The 19,189-nt window shown below is 42.1% G+C and carries 15 protein-coding genes; 1 reads left to right on the plus strand and 14 read right to left on the minus strand.

What is annotated here, in order from left to right; translation table 11 throughout:
• Positions 1-4 precede the first annotated feature (4 nt).
• The 3 genes from mutS to cotE all read right to left on the minus strand — a co-directional run bounded on the left by mutS (position 5) and on the right by cotE (position 4,748).
• On the minus strand, positions 5-2,626 hold the full coding sequence (gene mutS, locus FZC78_RS12765) for a DNA mismatch repair protein MutS (RefSeq protein ID WP_148940092.1): 2,622 nt from the start codon (positions 2,624-2,626) through the stop codon (positions 5-7).
• A 727-nt stretch (positions 2,627-3,353) separates the two neighbouring features.
• Positions 3,354-3,722 carry a VOC family protein gene (locus FZC78_RS12770; RefSeq protein WP_148940093.1) on the minus strand — a complete coding sequence of 123 codons (369 nt, stop codon included), beginning with the start codon at positions 3,720-3,722 and terminating at the stop codon, positions 3,354-3,356.
• Positions 3,723-4,211: 489 nt separating this feature from the next.
• On the minus strand, positions 4,212-4,748 hold the full coding sequence (cotE, locus tag FZC78_RS12775; RefSeq protein WP_113929967.1) for an outer spore coat protein CotE: 537 nt from the start codon (positions 4,746-4,748) through the stop codon (positions 4,212-4,214).
• A gap of 318 nt (positions 4,749-5,066) precedes the next feature.
• On the opposite strand from cotE, the gene FZC78_RS12780 reads away from it, so the two are divergent.
• Positions 5,067-5,744, plus strand: coding sequence for a class I SAM-dependent DNA methyltransferase (locus tag FZC78_RS12780; protein WP_148940340.1), 678 nt, complete (start codon positions 5,067-5,069; stop codon positions 5,742-5,744).
• Between the two features lie 585 nt (positions 5,745-6,329).
• Here the strand turns inward: FZC78_RS12780 and FZC78_RS12790 are convergent.
• The 11 genes from FZC78_RS12790 to FZC78_RS12840 all read right to left on the minus strand — a co-directional run bounded on the left by FZC78_RS12790 (position 6,330) and on the right by FZC78_RS12840 (position 18,947).
• Complete coding sequence (locus FZC78_RS12790; RefSeq protein WP_113929965.1) at positions 6,330-6,761, minus strand: RicAFT regulatory complex protein RicA family protein; 432 nt, start codon at positions 6,759-6,761, stop codon at positions 6,330-6,332.
• Position 6,762: 1 nt separating this feature from the next.
• Positions 6,763-8,325 (minus strand): tRNA (N6-isopentenyl adenosine(37)-C2)-methylthiotransferase MiaB, encoded by a 1,563-nt coding sequence (gene miaB, locus FZC78_RS12795; RefSeq protein WP_148940095.1) that lies wholly within the window; start codon positions 8,323-8,325, stop codon positions 6,763-6,765.
• A 291-nt stretch (positions 8,326-8,616) separates the two neighbouring features.
• A complete protein-coding gene (locus tag FZC78_RS12800) occupies positions 8,617-9,546 on the minus strand; it encodes a dipeptidase (protein ID WP_148940096.1) in 930 nt (309 codons plus the stop codon).
• Between the two features lie 394 nt (positions 9,547-9,940).
• Positions 9,941-10,201, minus strand: a complete 261-nt coding sequence (gene spoVS, locus FZC78_RS12805; protein ID WP_029281188.1) for a stage V sporulation protein SpoVS — start codon at positions 10,199-10,201, stop codon at positions 9,941-9,943.
• 292 nt (positions 10,202-10,493) lie between these two features.
• Positions 10,494-11,294 (minus strand): TIGR00282 family metallophosphoesterase, encoded by an 801-nt coding sequence (locus tag FZC78_RS12810; RefSeq protein ID WP_148940097.1) that lies wholly within the window; start codon positions 11,292-11,294, stop codon positions 10,494-10,496.
• Positions 11,295-11,447: 153 nt separating this feature from the next.
• A complete protein-coding gene (gene rny, locus FZC78_RS12815; RefSeq protein ID WP_187444930.1) occupies positions 11,448-13,010 on the minus strand; it encodes a ribonuclease Y in 1,563 nt (520 codons plus the stop codon).
• Between the two features lie 753 nt (positions 13,011-13,763).
• Positions 13,764-14,801 carry a recombinase RecA gene (gene recA, locus FZC78_RS12820; RefSeq protein ID WP_148940098.1) on the minus strand — a complete coding sequence of 346 codons (1,038 nt, stop codon included), beginning with the start codon at positions 14,799-14,801 and terminating at the stop codon, positions 13,764-13,766.
• 404 nt (positions 14,802-15,205) lie between these two features.
• The gene (locus FZC78_RS12825; protein WP_148940099.1) at positions 15,206-16,456 is read right to left on the minus strand and encodes a competence/damage-inducible protein A; all 1,251 of its coding nucleotides are present in this window, start codon (positions 16,454-16,456) and stop codon (positions 15,206-15,208) included.
• A gap of 126 nt (positions 16,457-16,582) precedes the next feature.
• The gene (gene pgsA, locus FZC78_RS12830) at positions 16,583-17,161 is read right to left on the minus strand and encodes a CDP-diacylglycerol--glycerol-3-phosphate 3-phosphatidyltransferase (RefSeq protein ID WP_148940100.1); all 579 of its coding nucleotides are present in this window, start codon (positions 17,159-17,161) and stop codon (positions 16,583-16,585) included.
• A gap of 49 nt (positions 17,162-17,210) precedes the next feature.
• Positions 17,211-18,137: a helix-turn-helix domain-containing protein gene (locus tag FZC78_RS12835; RefSeq protein ID WP_148940101.1), complete on the minus strand. Its 927-nt coding sequence runs from the start codon at positions 18,135-18,137 to the stop codon at positions 17,211-17,213.
• Positions 18,138-18,155: 18 nt separating this feature from the next.
• Entirely contained in the window at positions 18,156-18,947 is a 792-nt protein-coding gene (locus FZC78_RS12840) for a DUF3388 domain-containing protein (protein ID WP_148940102.1), read from the minus strand.
• Positions 18,948-19,189: the final 242 nt, after the last annotated feature.

Here is a 19,189-nt window from a genome sequence, read left to right on the forward strand (position 1 = left end):
CTCCTTATTTTTTCAATTTCTTTTGCAGATCATAAAGTGCATTCATGGCCTGCAAGGGGTTCATTTCTAGAATGTCGAAGGATTTTAATTCTTCCATAAGCTTTCTTTCTTTTCTGCCTAAGCCATTGCCCCCTTGCACGCCCGCTTTTTCCTCTTGAAAGAAAGAGAGCTGGGCCGGCTGCTCTCCGGCTGCGGCTTCTGCAATCCTGTTCTGTTGAGCAGGAACTTTGTCTGTAACCGTATCGACAGTTTTCTTTTCCAGCTTCTCTAAAATTTCATTGGCTCTGGTAATCAGTTCTTCTGGAAGCTCAGCCAATTGGGCAACATGGATTCCATAGCTTTTATCGGCTGCTCCTTCTTTGATCTTGTGAAGAAATACAAGGTTTCCGTTATGCTCCATAGCACTAACGTGGATATTCTTCAGGTTTACCAATTCTTGCTCCAATATTGTAAGCTCGTGATAATGGGTTGAAAATAATGTCTTGGCTTTTATTTTTTTATGAATGTATTCAATGATTGCCTGCGCTAATGCCATTCCATCGTAGGTGCTTGTTCCCCTTCCGATTTCATCAAAAAGAATCAAGCTGTCCTGGGTAGCATTAGTGATGGCATTTTTCGCCTCCAGCATTTCAACCATGAAGGTACTCTGTCCCGAAATCAGGTCATCGGCTGCACCTATCCGGGTGAACACCTGGTCGAAGATCGGCAGGCTGGCTTCACGAGCCGGTACGTAACAACCGATTTGAGCTAGTACAGCGGTAAGGGCCAGCTGTCTCATATAGGTGCTTTTACCGGACATGTTGGGTCCTGTAACCAGCAGGATCTCCCTTTCTTGATCCATATAACAGTCGTTTGGAACATATTCCTGTGCATCCATCACTTTTTCTACAACAGGATGGCGGCCGTCTTTAATGACGATCCTTCTTTCACGGTTGAAGGAAGGCTTCACATAATGCCTCTTCTCACTCACCGTTGCAAAACACTGGAGGACATCGATTTCACTAACAATCCTAGCGAGCTTTTGTAAGCGTGGAATATATTCTTTGACTTTTTCCCTGAGTTCTAGGAATAAGTTATACTCCAGGTCGATACATTTTTCATCAGCTTGCAGGATCAAGGCTTCTTTCTCTTTCAATTCAGGGGTGATGAACCGTTCTGCATTGGTCAGTGTCTGCTTCCGCTCGTACCGTCCTTCTTCCAAGGCGCCAAGGTTCGCTCTGGTCACCTCAATGTAATAACCGAACACCCGGTTATAACCGACCTTCAGTGAACGGATACCAGTTCTTTCCCTCTCTTCTCTTTCAAGCTGTGCAATCCAGTTCTTCCCGTTTCTGCTGGCATCGCGGTATTGATCCAATTCTTCATGGAAGCCGTCCTTGATGATGTTTCCTTCTTTAATGGAAAGCGGCGGCTGTTCATGAAGAGAATCATGGAGAGTATCCGTCAGCTCATCACATGGGTCCAGCGTTTTCAGCATTTCATCTGCTATATCGTCATCCAGCTCGCCGATAAGCTTTTTAAGCAGCGGAATCTGTGAGAGTGATTTTCTTAGCTGGATAAGGTCCCTGGCATTAACATTTCCAAAAGCCACACGTCCGGCAAGCCGCTCCAGGTCATAAACCTCCTTAAGCAGTTCCCTGATATCTTCTCTCTCAAAGAAACGTTCCTGCAGAAGCTCGACCATGCTGTGCCTCTTCTCGATTTCTTCCTGATCAATCAGCGGACGGTCTATCCAGCGTTTAAGCATTCTGGCTCCCATGGCAGTTATGGTTTCATCAAGAAGCCACAGCAAAGAACCTTTCTTGCCTTTGGAACGGATGGTTTCAGTCAGTTCGAGATTGCGCTTAGAATAGTAATCGATTTTCATGAATTGGTGGATTTGATAGGTTTCCACTTTCTGAAGATGATCCAGGCTCCTCTTCTGGGTTTTGAATAAGTAGTTTAAGAGTCTGCAGACAGCAACCTTCAGCTTATCCTGTTTGACCTCTTCGATGAGCATACCGAAGCTGTCAGTGATTTCCGTCTCATTTCCATATGAAATGGTGACTCCGTTCCTGTCAATCATGCTTTTCTTCAGTTCTTCATTAAACTCTGAATCTACAACAACTTCCTTTGCACCGATCGTAGCAAGCTCATTGATCGCGTCATCAAAACGAGAGGTTAATTGTGTCACTTTTGTTTCCCCAGTCGACAAGTCACTGTAGGCCAAAACCGCCGTTTCATCCTCAAACATACTGATGGACGCAATATAGTTATTCTCTTTATCCTGCAGACCTTTTCCATCCATCACAGTACCTGGAGTGATAAGCTGCACAACTTCTCTTTTAACGACTCCTTTAGCCTGCTTCGGATCTTCTGTTTGCTCGCATATTGCCACTTTAAAGCCTTTTTCAATCAACTGTTCAATATAATTGGGTGCCGAGTGATAGGGCACTCCGCACATAGGGATTTTTTCTGTGCTTCCTCCGTCACGGCTCGTCAATGTTATCTCAAGTTCCTGGGAAGCTTTGATCGCATCCTCGAAGAACATTTCATAAAAGTCGCCTAATCGAAAAAACAAAAAGGCATCCTGATACTCTGCCTTCACTTTTAAGTATTGCATTATCATTGGAGTGTATGTCGCCATTGGCCAACCAAACCTTTCCGATCTTATCTAGTAATCTACAAACACTAATTATAGCACAGCCTGTCCTTTTTTTATATTGAAGAAAACAACAGGAAAGGGATACGGAGTTATTTTCCCCCAGGTTAAAAAGTCTTAAGTTTGCCACGCGGAGAATTCCTCTACGTAAGAAAGAAAGAGGCAATATTTAAAGCAAAACTCTCTTAGAAAAAGGCTCTTTTCGTAAACTTTGTTGCTATTAAATATAGTTTTGGTAAGCTAATGCTCTAGCTCACCAAAATTACTCTCGTAAGCAAGAAAGAAAAGAGCTGCCCTCTGAAAACCTGAATCACCGGCGTTCAAAAATAAGGGAAGATTTTATCGTTATTTATATTTTTGAACTTAATTTGCTGGGGATAAGGGAACTTTTTCCCCTTATATTAAGCAGAAGCATAAAGATTCGAGCATTTCGAATCAAATAAGGGGAATTTTTACCGTTATTTAAGCATTTTTCGGAGTCTTTTATTAATTAGGGGAAATTTTTCCCGTTATTTGAAAGCCACAGTAACGGACCTGATAAGAAGAACCGCTTACTGTTTGCAGGCTTCGAATCTTCTCATATACCTAGTTGGGAAGTGCCTGTCCAGTCCTGGCGGTAAAGAGCACCATAAAAAGGCTGAAGTATTTTAACATTTATATTAATAAGCAATAAAGTTAAGCCGCCTCCCCCTCAAGGAAAGCGGCTTGCTCATTAATAATACTCAAGAAATTCTACTCTGTTCCCAAACGGGTCATTAACGAAAATTCTCTTCCTGTCTTCTATGCGGGTATCCTCTTTAACTTGATAACCGCTCTCTTCCAGGCGGCTTACCACCGCTTCAATATTTTTCACCACAATTCCTGGATGGGCTTTCACAGCGGGAATAAATTCATTTTCTACTCCAATATGTAATTCCTGGCTTCCGCATATGAACCAGCAGCCTCCGCTTGATATCAGTTTTTCAGGCTTCGCCATTTCCTTTAAGCCAAGAACTTCCCCATAAAACTTACGCGCTTTTTCCTCGGAACCTTTTGGAGCCGTTAACTGGACATGGTCCAATCCGATCATTTCAAATTGCATTTATTATCCTCCTCATCATTTTTTCTGCCAGGAATAGTCGATGTTTTACAATCAATTGGCTGATTTCTCGGAAGCCTTTCTCACACTTTATCTATCACATGGCAGTTAAACCCTGACTTTAAGATTTTTCTCCGGAAGCAGCCATTCATGAGAAATCAGCCTTTCTAAAAAATGCTGCTTTTGAATGTGTTATGAATGTCTTACTTTACTCGCTCCCGGAATCTCCCTTGCAATCACCAGGCCTCCTGCGGGACTAGCGGGCGTCTGGTTCCCTCCGCTTTATCCTCCAAACCTAGCGCCAAAAGATGTAATCCATTACTTTTTTCTAAAGCCGAAACTCTTGCGAAAGATGTGCTTTAAAAACAAACCTTCCCTTTTACCATATTACTCTTTTTATATATTGAATCAACCCATAACAAAAAGATGCAGTTTCCATCACTGCACCTTATGAATAAAAAAACTAGGAAGAGGCCGTCTTCCTAGTCTCCGTTATTCTTCGTCAAGCCCTTCCAGGAAGTCCGGGTTGAGCTCTTCAAAATCGTCATCATCGAAGTCGCAATCCCAGTCATCGTCACAGCCATCCGGGTTAACCAATACACAAACCTTTGTTTCACCGATGACTTCAACTTGGAATTCGCGTTCTACATGTACGATGATCTTATTGCCGTTTGGTGAAATAACCGCTTCCACACAGTTAGGCTGCTGCAGTACGATTGCTTTTACCTCTTTATCATCTAAGCAGTCAGGATCACGGTATTTCAATTTGATGACGTCACAATACTCCACTTTCTCTGTTACTACGGAAGTTTTTCGATTGTCATCATGTGAATACCAGACGTTAATCTCGTAGAAACCGGATATTTCGACTTTCTTGCCGACTTTGTGGGCTTCGTACGTGTGATTTATGATCCAGCAGCCTAAAATGCTCGATGGATGATGCGGCGGGCTAATCGTATGGTGGGATTGAGTGAATTTACGTCCCTTCGCTACGACCGCTTTGGTAATGATCTCTCTGTATTCTGCCATTCGAGCGTACCTCCTCATTCATTTTCAATTCATCTTATGCGGGCATCTAGACGTTTGTGCGAGTATTTTTTGATCGGTGACAAATTAGTTTCGGGATAGTTCATTGTATGCTTCAGTATAGTGAATGTTCCCAATTTCCCATCTGCCGGAAAGCCAGGCGGAAATATCCCATGGTAAATATTATGAATAATAAATATATATGTTTCCGTTTTATAGTATGATGGTTAAAGAAAAAAAGACTTCATTTATCAGGAGGGATTTGCTTTGTTACATAAAGGAGCCAGCGTATACGAACAAAAACAATTCTTTGAAAATTTCATGGCCAGAAGACAAAGAAAAGAAAGTCCCAACAATGCCATGGAAACTCCCGTCATTTTCGAGCTGATCGGGGATGTGCATAATAAGGACATCCTTGATTTGGGCTGCGGGGATGGAACATTCGGCAAAGAACTGCTTGCTGAAGGAGCAAGCCAATACACAGGTATTGACGGGTCGAAGAACATGGTGGAAAGAGCCATTTCTACGATCAATTCCCCAAAGGCTGCTATCCGTTTAGGCGATCTCGAGAATTTGAATTTGAACCGGACAGAGTACGATCTGATCATCTCCAGGATGGTTCTTCACTATATAGAAAACCTGGATTCTCTACTGAAGGAGGTATATACAGGATTAAAACCTGACGGCAAGTTTGTGTTCTCAGTCATGCATCCTGTCCTGACCTCCACTTTCGATCATTTCTCTGGAAAAGAAAAGCGGACCCACTGGGTAGTCGACAACTATTTTGAATCTGGAAAAAGGGTAGAGGCCTGGATGGACCATTCAGTCGTTAAATATCACCGTACACTCGAAGAATATTTCTCTCTTGTGCTTTCAGCTGGATTCACAATAAAAAATGTTAAGGAAGCTGCACCCAGGAGGGAACTCTTCCACGATGAAGAGGAATATAAAAGAAGAACCAGGATACCGTTGATGCTTATTCTTGAACTTGTAAAATGATTCTAGCCTGATTTAAAGTTTTTCTGCCTATATCCTATTCATTCAGTCTGTTTAAAGCATCTGCCCCGTTTTCAGAAAAAAGACATCTACTGTTTAGAAAGAGTTTTCAACCCAATCCGAACCAAAGAAATTACTGAGAGGCTGTAAATTTTAACGATGCTTCCGGATTCATCCTTCATACTGAAAGGAGGATTTTAGCTTACCTGCTTAACAAGATGATTATGGTGTATTAAGGAAGTTCTATCCCGAATTTATGTTATATAGCCACAATAGTTCTGAAAAAGCCGTTTAAAAAGGCTTCCTTCCCTTCCCTGTTCATGGTTAAATAGAAATACCTCCTGTGTGAGGAATTTCTATAAGAGGTGAATACAATGGCTAAAAGCAAGGCTAGAAAGAAACGGGAACATACCATAAGGACAGAGGGCAGGGACGTGACGCGTCTTAGAGCTGCTTCTTGGGAGTTCAGCACCCATGAGAGGAAAACGATGACAAAAGATGAAAAGGCAAGGAAATTCCATACTAAACACAAGAAGCGCCATCTTCAGGATTCATACCTTGAAGATAGCGCTTCTTTATTTGATGATTTTATGAACAGCTGCCAGGAGCAGAATTTTTCACTTGTGATCCTGTTTCCCCTCTTAAAAGGTCTCCGCCTGTAGAAGTAAGGATCTGATCTGTTACTGTGTTGGAAATCGTTGATGCTACTATCTGAAGCAAGTCATTCACGTCCACTTGAGACTGTTTGAATTCTTGGACCACTGGAATCGCATCAATGTCATCTTCCAGTTTTTCAATTTTTGCTTCAACCATTTTCAACGCTTCTGCTTTACCATAGTGCTGGAAGTTGACTGCTTGTTTCTGCAAGCTTTTAATGCTGGCGATCATTTCCCGTACTTTTTGGTTTTCATGGATTTGCGCTTCTGCACGCTTGAAGAAATCCACTTCTTCCGTTTCAGCGATCATGTTTGCCAGATCAGCTGCTCTTTTCATAATATCGTCTTTTGTATATTTAGCCATATTATTTCACCTCTGCCGCTTCTTGAAATTCTGTGCCAATCAGGCCTTCCCCAACCATTTCACCGCTGAGCGACCAAGACTTTGCATCAGTTATCTTAACTTTTACGATTTTGCCGATGGCCGTTTTAGGAGCTTTAAAGTTTACCAGCTTGCTGCGGCGTGTATACCCCGCAAGGACTTCAGGATTCTTTTTGCTTTCTCCTTCAACCAGTACTTCAACAATTCTGCCTTCATAATCTTTTAGTGCTTCTTTAGAATAATCATTGACCATCTGGTTAAGGCGCTGAAGACGTTCTTTCTTGACTTCCATCGGAACATTGTCATTCATCTTTGCCGCAGGTGTGCCTTCTCTTGGAGAGTAGATATAAGTGAATGCTGACTCAAAACCGACTTCCCGGTATAGAGAAAGTGTTTCTTCGAACTGTTCATTCGTTTCATTCGGATACCCGACGATGATGTCTGTGGTCAGCGCAACATCCGGCATTGCCGTTTTGATTTTCCCTACGAGTTCCAGGAATCTTTCTCGAGTATATTTTCGGGCCATGATTTTCAACACATCAGATGATCCGGATTGTACTGGCAGATGGATATGCTCCACAAGGTTCCCTTTTTTGGATAAAACCTCGATCAAATGATCATCAAAGTCCCGAGGATGACTTGTTGTAAAGCGGATTCTCGGGATATCGATTTTACGGAGCTCATCCATTAAATCACCAAGACCATAATTCTCGAGATCTTCAATGTCCTTGCCATAAGCATTTACATTTTGGCCAAGAAGAGTGACTTCCTGATAACCCTGGGCTGCAAGGTGGCGGACCTCCTGGATGATTTCTTCCGGTCTCCTGCTTCGCTCTTTACCTCTAGTATAAGGAACGATGCAGTATGTGCAGAACTTATCACAGCCATACATGATGTTTACCCAGGCCTTAATGTTGCCGCGGCGTACTTTAGGGAGGTTTTCAATGACGTCCCCTTCCTTTGACCATACTTCCACAACCATCGCCTTAGACATATAAGCATCAGATAGAATGTTTGGAAGGCGGTGGATATTGTGGGTGCCAAAGATCATATCCACCTGATGATAGGTTTTCAGGATCTTGTTGACGACCGATTCCTCTTGAGACATACATCCGCATACCCCGATAAGAAGCTCCGGCTTTTCACGTTTAAGATGCTTTAAGTGACCAAGCTCGCCAAACACTTTGTTTTCAGCATTTTCACGGATCGCACAAGTATTAAGAAGGATAACATCAGCATCCTCAGTAGTATTTGTCGCTTCATAGCCCAGAGCCATGAAAATTCCCGCCATTACTTCGGTATCATGTTCATTCATTTGACAGCCGTAAGTGCGGATATAGAATTTTTTGTTATTTCCCATCCCGCGGTACTTTTCATCGATTTTAAAATCATTATGGTATTGTACAGATTCTTTCCCGCGCTTTTTGGCATCTTTCAGTGACGGGGGAATATAGACGCTTTGAAAGTACTTTGAATAATCTTTTTCGGTTTTTTTATTTGTAGGATCAGCCGCTTGCTGACCAAGCTTCCGCTGTTCTTCATTCATCGAAAATGACTCCTTTCCTGCTCACCTGTGCCGGGGCTGTTGAGTTCTGATACCCGCGGCACAAAAAAAGAACGACTCTATTATATAAATACTGATAGTTTTTCACAAAAGAATTGCACGTTAATCTAGTATAAAGCTTTTTCATCCTTGATACAATAGAAGCACACAGATGTTGCAAAATGTTCACTTTAGCACTTTAAAGTTCTAAGAGAACTTACTTGTCACTTCTTAAAAAGCGTTAAATAGATAAAGGGCATCACCGGATTGAAAGGTGATGCCCTTTTGAACATCTTAATGTTCTTCTAGCAATGCTTCATAGAAATTTTTGAAAAGGAATTTCTGCACTTGTGCTTCTGTATAGTGCTTCTGCAGTGCCTCTATGAGATTTGCGTAATCACGGTAGCATGACAAACCTTTGACTGTTTGTGATATACCATCGAAGTCAGAACCAAAGCCGACATGGTTTTCTCCGCCAAGTGAACAAACATGGTCCAGATGAAGCAGAATATCGGATATTTCAGCTTCTCCATACTGTTTAAGAAATTGAGGTACAAACGTTAAGCCCATTACTCCATTCTTCTTGAATAGTGCCTCGATCTGTTCATCTTTAAGATTTCTTGGGTGGGCACATAAGCTGAAAGTATTCGAATGTGAAGCAATTGGGTAGCTTGCAATTTCTATAGTATCCCAGAATGAGCGTTCACATAGGTGGGAGAGATCCGTCATAATGTTATGCTCATTCAGAAACTGTACCGTCTCCCTTCCGAACTTCGTCAGCCCCGCTGCTCTGGGCTCAAGCGCTCCATCTGCTGCCGCATTTGCCCAATTCCATGTTAATCCGACAGCCCGGACTCCCAATTGATATAAAATAAAGAGTTTGGTCAGGTCTTCCTCAATGGCTTCGCACCCTTCAAGGGTCAGCATTGCCCCTATCTCACCCTTTTCTAATCTCGCTATATCACTTTTACTTCTGACCATTTTCATCTTAGGATTTGGCTCAACTATTTTTTTATGAAAAACCTCTACCATCTCCAGTGCAGCCTGGAATCGCTGACCGGGCTTCAAAAAAGACGGAAGATATATGGCAAATAGCTGAACCTTGCTTCCTGCTTGTTCCAGCTGAGGATAGGTTATATGTATATCATTCTGACTTTGAAAAGATACTTCCTCCCTGTAATGGTGAAGCTTTAGCAAAACATCACAATGAGCATCAAATATCATCTTAGAACCCCTCTCTTTTCCCATTCTTGTCATAAATACCTGTTATGACTGCATCCTCCAACAGAACGCCTGTGTTTCCAGGAAACTTCCTGTATCCTTACACCCGCTTAGACAGCCAATTCAAAGTTTCTTAAAGAGTGATATTGCACCGATCCCTCCTGCCGGGCAAAGAATATTCTTTTCCTCTACAAGACTTCTGACAAAAGACTTTGCGATTACTATTGTTTATATATACTTCTGGAAAATCACCTAAACTCCTTTTTCTGCTGACCATTTTGTATATAGGGCAAGCCAAAAGCCTCCTCAGAATTCGCACGATAAATGGAGGAATTTATATATTCTTTACAAAAAAGAGGCTGTCCCATTCAGCTTTATAGGGACAGCCTCGAATTAGTCAACGAGGTTCGATAATCAACTTTATAGCCGTGCGCTCTTCTCCATCAATCAGAATATCAGTGAAAGCAGGAATACATATTAGGTCTACCCCGCTTGGAGCGACAAAACCGCGGGCAATGGCAACAGCTTTGACTGCCTGATTAAGAGCTCCTGCTCCTATGGCTTGAATTTCTGCTGCTCCTCTCTCACGAAGAACTCCGGCAAGTGCACCAGCTACAGAATTAGGATTGGATTTTGCTGAAACTTTTAATATTTCCATTTCTTTTCCTCCTTGTCATTTCCCCAGACCGAATGTTCAATGCAAAGAACAAACTGGTATAAACGATTCCACTGCTACTATATTCAGCCATTCGTAAAATCATTCCCGCTTGGCCTAAAAAAGCGGATAACAAAGGACTCCAGCTTTCAGAACTGGTTTATATCCAATCAGGATATACATTAAGAAGTTCTAGAATTCATCAACTCAGCTGACGATTCTTACATGAAATCGTCTGTGAATTTGTGGAAACAAATAAAAAAGCAAAAGGGCCCGTTTCCCTTTTGCTTTAAACTTACTCTGACAGGAAAGGATGATCATCATTGATCAAAATCCGATCGATGCTCTTTGCCTTTCCTGTTTTCTCATTAATTTCGATAATGACCCCGCTCAATAACTTTCTGCCCGTGCTCGGCACCTCAAAACGAACAGGCAGAGAGGTCCTGAACTTAGTAATGACAGAATCTTTATTCATTCCTAGAATCTCATCATAAGGACCGGTCATGCCTACATCCGCTATGAAGGCTGTTCCATTGGGCAGCACGCGGTTGTCCGCTGTCTGGATATGCGTATGGGTACCAACAACGGCTGAGACCTTTCCATCCAGGAACCAGCCCATTGCCTGCTTCTCACTGGTCGCTTCTGCATGAAAGTCAACAAAAACAAATGGTGTCCTTTCTTTTGCCTCGGCGACAAGCTCTTCCGCAGCTTCAAAAGGACAATCTAATGCAGGCATGAAGGTTCTTCCTTGCAAATTGATGACCGCTGTCTCAAAGCCGTTGATGTTAATAAACGTCAATCCGCTTCCTGGTGTGCCTTTCGGATAGTTGGCAGGCCTCACCATTAACTTAGTTTTATCAATAAAATCAAAAATTTCTTTATTGTCCCAAGTGTGGTTACCCATCGTGATGATGTTGGCACCATCATTTAAAAAACGTTTATAAATTTTTTCTGTTATTCCTCTTCCACCTGCTGCATTTTCACCATTCACGATCGTGACGGAAGGACGGTACTTCGCCTTAAGCTTAGGCAGATATTCCGATACCATTTCTCGGCCGAGAGAACCTACTACATCTCCAATAAATAAGATATTCATTTGCAAACCCTTTCTGCTTCAACATTTCTTACATTTTATCACAGCAAGCACAAATCGCATACTGCTCCACTTTTGCACGCTAATAATGACATGCTTTAAAGCAATAACATGCCTTGACAGCCATAGAAAAAGCGGTGTGAAAATCACACCGCTTTATTTTGCGTATTCTACAGCTCTTGTTTCCCGAATGACGGTAACCTTGATATGGCCTGGATAATCCAGTTCCTCTTCAATCCGTTTCCGGATGTCACGCGCCAGACGATGAGCTTCCAAATCATCAATCGATTCTGGTTTAACCATGATACGTACTTCCCTGCCCGCTTGGATTGCGAATGACTTCTCAACACCCTCATAGGATTCTGAGATGTCTTCCAGCTTCTCTAAGCGGCGGATGTAGTTCTCAAGCGTTTCACTCCTGGCACCCGGCCTTGCAGCTGAAAGTGCATCAGCAGCCGCCACAAGTACTGAAATGACAGACGTTGGTTCCGTATCACCATGATGGGATGCGATACTGTTAATGACCACTGGGTGTTCTTTATACTTCCCAGCTAGTTCTACACCGATTTCCACATGGCTTCCTTCTACTTCATGGTCAATCGCTTTACCGATATCATGCAGAAGACCTGCACGGCGGGCAAGCGTTACATCCTCACCCAGTTCGGCAGCTAGCAGACCTGAAAGGTACGCCACTTCCGTTGAGTGCTTCAAGACGTTTTGACCATAGCTTGTACGGAATTTCAATCGTCCTAGGATCTTGATTAAATCTGGATGGAGCCCGTGAACTCCAACATCGAATGTTGTCTGTTCACCTATTTCACGGATATGCTCATCCACTTCCCGTCTTGCCTTATCGACCATTTCCTCGATTCGGGCTGGATGGATCCGTCCATCCTGCACCAATTTTTCAAGTGCAATTCTCGCAGTTTCACGGCGAATTGGATCAAAACCGGATAAGATAACCGCCTCTGGAGTATCATCAATAATCAAATCAATTCCAGTCAGCGTTTCTAATGTACGAATATTACGCCCTTCACGACCGATGATTCGACCTTTCATCTCATCATTCGGAAGGTTTACAACAGATACCGTTGTTTCTGCAACATGTTCTGCTGCACAACGCTGGATTGCAAGTGAAAGAATCTCTTTCGCTTTCTTATCAGAGTCTTCCTTTGCACGTGTTTCATGCTCTCTGATCATCATGGCAAGGTCATGAGAAAGTTCATTCTCAGTACGATCAAGGATGATCGCTTTTGCCTCATCACGCGTAAGTGCGGAGATGCGTTCCAGTTCGGTTTGCTGTAATCGTATCATCTCGTCCACTTTGCTTTCCATCTCTTCAATATGTTGTTGTCTTCCATTCAGAGTATCCTCTTTTCGTTCAAGCTGAGATTCCCGCTTATCGAGTGACTCATCTTTGCGATCAAGGTTCTCTTCTTTTTGCGTTAAACGATTTTCCTGCTTTTGCAATTCATTTCTTCGTTCACGAAGGTCATTTTCCATATCAGTACGAAGCTTGTGATTTTCATCCTTTGCTTCCAAGAGCTTTTCCTTCTTCAGAGCTTCGGCCTCGCGCTTAGCATCTTCAAGAATCTGCTCTGCCGAACCTTTAGCTCCAGCAATTTTTGCCTCAGCAATGGATTTACGAATAAAGTATCCAACAACTACACCGACGATTAGGACAAGCAAAATGGAGATGATTGTAATGAGTTCCATCATTTCACCTCCCCTTGCTATGAACTTTTGTCATGTCTTTTTTACATGTCGGCTGGTACATTGTTCCAAAGGTTTCAATATACAGCGCTAGGCTTTCAAATATTAACATTCGAAAATTTGTAAAATATACATGTTAATTTTAAATCTCAGAATATTCATTGTCAAGGGGGGGAGACCTTTCCCCCTTGATTCTATGGATAATTTCGTTAAAAAGTGATAAAAAACACCTTATTTCTGTAAATTGTCCATCCACTTTTCATGATAAGGTTCCAGGATAGTAGTTCATTATCCCTCCAAATGCATAACTCCACTTGACAGACGCACGGAACCAGCATCGTCTTAATAAAAAGCGGAAGCGTTCAGCCTTCTCCAGAATGAAGGACTTTTCAATGAGAAAAGAAGCTTTAATTATCACAGCAATTCCTTAAGATTAGATAACTACTAACAGGTAAGACACCATAGTGCTTTAGCTCATTTAAAATTCCAGAAATCGAGACCGACTCTCTAATCCCCGTTACTGAGTCTGGAATCAGCGAGCCAATATAGTACCGGAATTTAATCTTTGGCCCTCATTTAAAAAGGCTGTTGTCGCATATTCTCTAATCGAAGAAGAGCAGCTCTTTTCCTTTGTTGTTACAATATTATTCCTTATAATGAGTCTTTTTTTGGAATTAGTTTTAAATAGCAACACAGTTTACGAAAAGAGCCTTTTAAAAAAGGAAGCAGGGAGTTCACCTCCCTGCTTCCTTGAAAGTCTTATTGATCCAGTAACAATTCGTCCTGGCCTTCTTCAGTTTCTGCTTTGCCTGTATCCAGACCATAATGATCACGAATTTTCATCATGATTTCATTACGGATTTCAGGGTTTTCTTTCAGGAAAATCTTCGCGTTTTCACGTCCCTGGCCAAGGCGCTCTTCATTATAAGAGTACCAGGCACCGCTTTTTTGAACGATATCCAGCTCTGAACCCATATCAATGATTTCGCCTTCCCTGGAAATCCCTTGTCCGTACATAATATCAACTTCAGCTACCCTGAAAGGAGGGGCTACTTTATTTTTGACAACTTTGACCTTCGTTTTGTTACCAACAATTTCGTTTCCTTGTTTCAATGCTTCCGCACGGCGCACCTCAAGACGGACAGACGAATAGAATTTCAGCGCACGACCACCAGGTGTCGTTTCAGGGTTACCAAACATAACTCCGACTTTCTCACGAATCTGGTTAATGAAAATCGCAATTGTTTTCGATTTATTGATTGCTCCTGACAGCTTCCTCAAAGCCTGGGACATCAAACGAGCTTGAAGACCAACGTGCGAGTCTCCCATTTCGCCTTCAATCTCCGCTTTAGGAACAAGTGCTGCAACAGAGTCAATGACAAGGATATCCACAGCGCCGCTTCGTACAAGAGCTTCTGCAATTTCTAGTGCCTGTTCGCCTGTATCAGGCTGAGATAAAAGTAATTCATCAATGTTAACACCAAGTTTTTGAGCATAGACAGGATCAAGTGCATGCTCTGCATCTATGAATGCCGCCTGGCCTCCCTGCGCTTGTACTTCCGCAATTGCATGAAGGGCCACAGTTGTCTTACCAGAAGATTCCGGACCGTAGGTTTCAATGATCCTTCCGCGAGGATATCCGCCTACTCCAAGTGCAACATCCAGGGCCAGCGAACCACTAGGAATTGTAACAATATTTCGATCTGTTTGTTCTCCCAGTTTCATGATGGAACCTTTACCGAATTGTTTCTCAATTTGTTTAAGTGCCATATCCAAGGCAGCTTGACGATCGCTCACAAATATTTCCTCCTTTTAATCTCTTACATATATAGAAAGACAGAATAGCAATTAATCAATTGCTTGTCTCATTTCAACAACCTATCTCTACTATAAACCCTTTTGGTCAATTTAACAAGAGAAAAGTCGAACATTCATTCGGTTTTTTTCTTCTTCCTTATTATTCTACTTTATAGATTTCTCTAGAAGAAAATCTCGTTTTTCCTGCCAGCCGAAGGAGCAAAAGGCATTTTCAGCGAAAAACTGATTTGAATGCATTCCCTGTTTTCACCCCTTGACAAGCCTAAGAAATCTAAAGAAATGGATATACACAAATATCGAACGGTCAGCACCTTACGCATACTGCAACTGATGAACCTTTCTGCAAAAGAACAGGCCGACAGGAAAACCTGCCGGCCTTAAACTTATGAATCGCCCTCTCCCCTTAATTCTTTCAAGAGGAAGTAACACCCGTATTTAACTGTCCGTGCACGATTTCCATTTCGTGTACCAGCAAGATTCAATAAGAACGTTTTTGTTTTACTGTCTTTTCGGGCGATACCTATCCAGATCGTGCCTTCATCCTTCCCTTCATGAGGTCCCGGACCTGCAGCTCCTGTAAAACTGATTCCGATGTCAGAATCGAATTTCTCCCTTACATTCTCAGCAAGTTCTTTAGCACAAGGTTCACTAACTGTGCCGTGTATACTGATTGTGTTAGGGGATACGTCAAGAAGGTTCTTTTTTATCTCTGGAGAGTAACAAACAATGCCGCCTTTCAACACGGCGCCAGCCCCTGATATGGAAGTCATCTGCGACTGAAACAATCCACCAGTCAAACTTTCCGCACACGCAATCGTTAGTTCACTCTCCTTAAGCGCTTTCGACATCTCATCCATCAAGCTTGTATCATCATATCCATAAAAATAAGGCCTTACCCTTTTGAGGATTGTAGTTTCCATTTCATCCAGCATTTTTTCAGCATTCTCTTTGGAAACATCTTTAGCAGTTAACCTAAGGGTAACTTCTCCATCAGAAGCTAGAGGAGCAACCGTAGGGTTTGTTTGAGCATCAATAAGATCCATCAATTCTGTTTCCAGTTCCGCTTCGCCTATGCCGAAAAATCGAAGAACCCTGGAAGAAATGATCTCTTTTCTGCCCAGCGCTTTTTCTATTGCCGGCCTTCCGTACTTTTTAAACATCGGGACCATTTCAGATGGCGGGCCAGGCAGGAGCATATATTGATGTGATTCATCGATCAGGAACATTCCCGGTGCCATTCCCTGTTCATTCTTCAGTACATGAGAGCCTTTTAATACATGGGCCTGCTTCTCATTGTTAGGAGTCATCTCCCTTTGTACTCTAATAAAATAATCTTTGATGAATTTAAATGCCTCTTCATCTTTTTCAAGAGAGGTATTTAAGTGCCCTGCTATAGTTTCTTTCGTCAGATCATCTTTGGTCGGGCCCAGCCCTCCGGTAAAGATGATCAATTGGGCACGGGATTCTGCTGTGGTTATTGCACTTTTAAGCCGGTCGGGGTTATCTCCCACGACTGTATGATAATATACATTCACACCTAGTTCAGCCAGCTGTTCTGAAAGGAATTTCGCATTGGAATTTACTATTTGCCCTAAAAGTAATTCAGAACCTACAGCAATGATTTCTGCGTTCATAATTTTATCCCCTTTATCTCAAGCTTGTTTTTTTCACTATAAGAATTATAGGCTTTTTGAGATGATTCCACAAAAAAGAAGTCCTAAACCTCTGAGCAAACCAGGGAAGGACTTCTATTTACTGAATTATTTAGAATTGAGAAATGCCTGGCGGTTCTTGTAAAAGTATTCCCATCCAGACCAGATTGTTATGAGCATCGCGATCCATAAAGTGATCGTGTCAAAAGGAATCGAAACAGCTTCAAAAATGATGTTATGAAGCAGCAAGGATGAGATGGCAATGATCTGAGCCCACGTTTTGATTTTCCCAAGTGTATTGGCGGCAACCACTTCGCCTGTGCCAGCCAATACCAGCCTTAATCCCGTAACGGCAAATTCCCTGCTTATGATGATGATGACAATCCAAGAAGGAGCAAATCCCATTTCAACTAAAACGATTAAAGCTGCAGATACAAGCAATTTATCTGCAAGCGGATCAAGGAATTTCCCTAGATTTGTGACAAGATCCAATTTCCTGGCATAGTAGCCGTCGATCCAATCGGTTGTGGAGGCTATGATAAACAATAAGCCTCCGGCAAAGTGAGTTACAGGCATTTCAGTGCCCAATAATGAAATGTTCCCCCAGTCAAATGGGTATAGCATGATGATCATAAATAGCGGGATTAAAATAATCCTCGATACCGTGATTTTATTTGGCAAGTTCACTCTTTCTACCTCCTTGAATCATAACAAAACAGAATAGCCACAGAGGTGGCTATTCTTGTGCAGAACGCCTGATGATGATGTCCTGCCTGACAACTTCGGCTGCTGAAACTTCATAGTTGATCTGTTCATCGTTTACTTTTATAGTCGTTGCAGGAGCATTCCCGACAATGATGAAAGCTTCACCGTCTGCTGAAAGATCGAAGGATTGACTATCCCCGTTTTTCATCATTTGCGAAAAAAGCTGTTCATCCTTGGAATTATAAACGCCTATCCAAGTATCTCCGCTGGCCGAAATGTCCAAATTTAAGTCTTCTGTATTTTTCAAATCGTAAGTTGTTTCTTTTCCACTTACATTCGCTACAGTGATTTCTTGTGATGGCTGCTCAGCCGGTTCTTCCGGTTCTTCCGGTTCTTCCGCTTCTTCTTCATTTCCTTCTGAATCCGATTCGTCTTCAGAACCGCCTGCTGTATCATTGGATTCATCCGTTCCCCCATCCTCATTATCCGGCTGCTGAACTTCAGGAGACTCGGAATAATCGACGGATTCTTCCTGGTCATTTTCTGTGCCGGCATTATCATTTCCGAATTGCTTCGGCAGCAAATACCATACCACAAAAACCGCTCCAATAACAAAAAGAGCCACAAGAATCTTCGGAATGATGTTCAGAACTTTCGATGAACTTTCAGATACCGGTTTTCTCGACTGTACCCTTGAAAGTTCAGGAAGATCCGCTGCATTGGTAACGGGTATATCATTCGGATATTCTTCAAAAATCCTTTCAGGATCCAAGCCGACAGCTTCGGCATATTGCTTGATAAAGGCCCTGACATAAAACTTGCCGGGCATCATTTCATAATTTCCTTCTTCAATTCCCATTAGATAGCGTTTCTGAATCTTCGTCATGTTCTGCAAATCATCCAGGGAATATCCATTAGCTTCACGAGCTTCTCTGAGTCGTGTTCCTAGTTCAGTCAAAACAAACACCTGCCAATTTTAAAAATCGAATCCCCCAAAATCTGAGTCTTGGAAGAAGTTGTTCTTTTCCACCAAATCATATGTAATCTCTTCGTCAGGGTCATTTCGAAGTTCAATAATATAGTCAAAATCATCCAGAGAGTACTCAGAATTCTGTACAAATATATCTGGATGTTCAATTACTTTTACAGCGGAAAGACGCATAATCTCCCTAACGAGCTGCCAATGCCGTTCATTCGCTCTTCTGGTTGAGACAATTCCGTCGATAAGAAAAATATTTTCAGAAGAATATTCATCATCAATTAACTGGCTGCGTATGGTTTGTTTCAACAATGTGGATGAAACAAAGAGCCACTTCTTATTGGCACACACGGAAGAAGCCACTACCGATTCCGTTTTCCCAACACGCGGCATTCCTCTGATTCCAACAAGTTTATGGCCTTCCTGCTTAAAGAGTTCAGCCATGAAATCCACCAGCAGCCCCAATTCGTCCCTGATGAACCTGAATGTCTTTTTATCATCTGCGTCTCTTTGAATGTATCTTCCATGCCTTACAGCAAGACGGTCCCTTAATTTAGGTTCCCTCAACTTTGTTACATTTATCGTATCCATCGTCTGCAAAATCGATTCAAGCCTCGTAATCTGCTCATCGCTGTTAGCCAGGAGCAGCATCCCTCTTCTGCCTTCGTCCACACCATTAATAGTCACAATGTTAATTGATAGCATACCAAGTAATGAAGAAATGTCACCAAGGAGTCCTGGACGGTTTATTTGAATTTCATATTCCAAATACCATTCTTTTCGTTCCATAAGATCCCTCCGAAATATAAGTGACAATTGTCCAATAGCAGATTTCTACATTTTTCCCGACAATTAGAGAATTTAAGTCATTCATCGTATAGCTTCTATAATATATGATTTTCCTTAGTTAGAAAAGGAAAACCTTACATTAAAGCCTAATATTTCATCATTTCTTACTATTCTTACCCCTATTGACCTATCCCGAATCATTTTCAAGCATATCTTCGTTATTGACATCCTTTCATTAATCA

It is taken from the genome of Rossellomorea vietnamensis, assembly GCF_008180415.1.
GTDB lineage: Bacteria > Bacillota > Bacilli > Bacillales > Bacillaceae_B > Rossellomorea > Rossellomorea vietnamensis_C.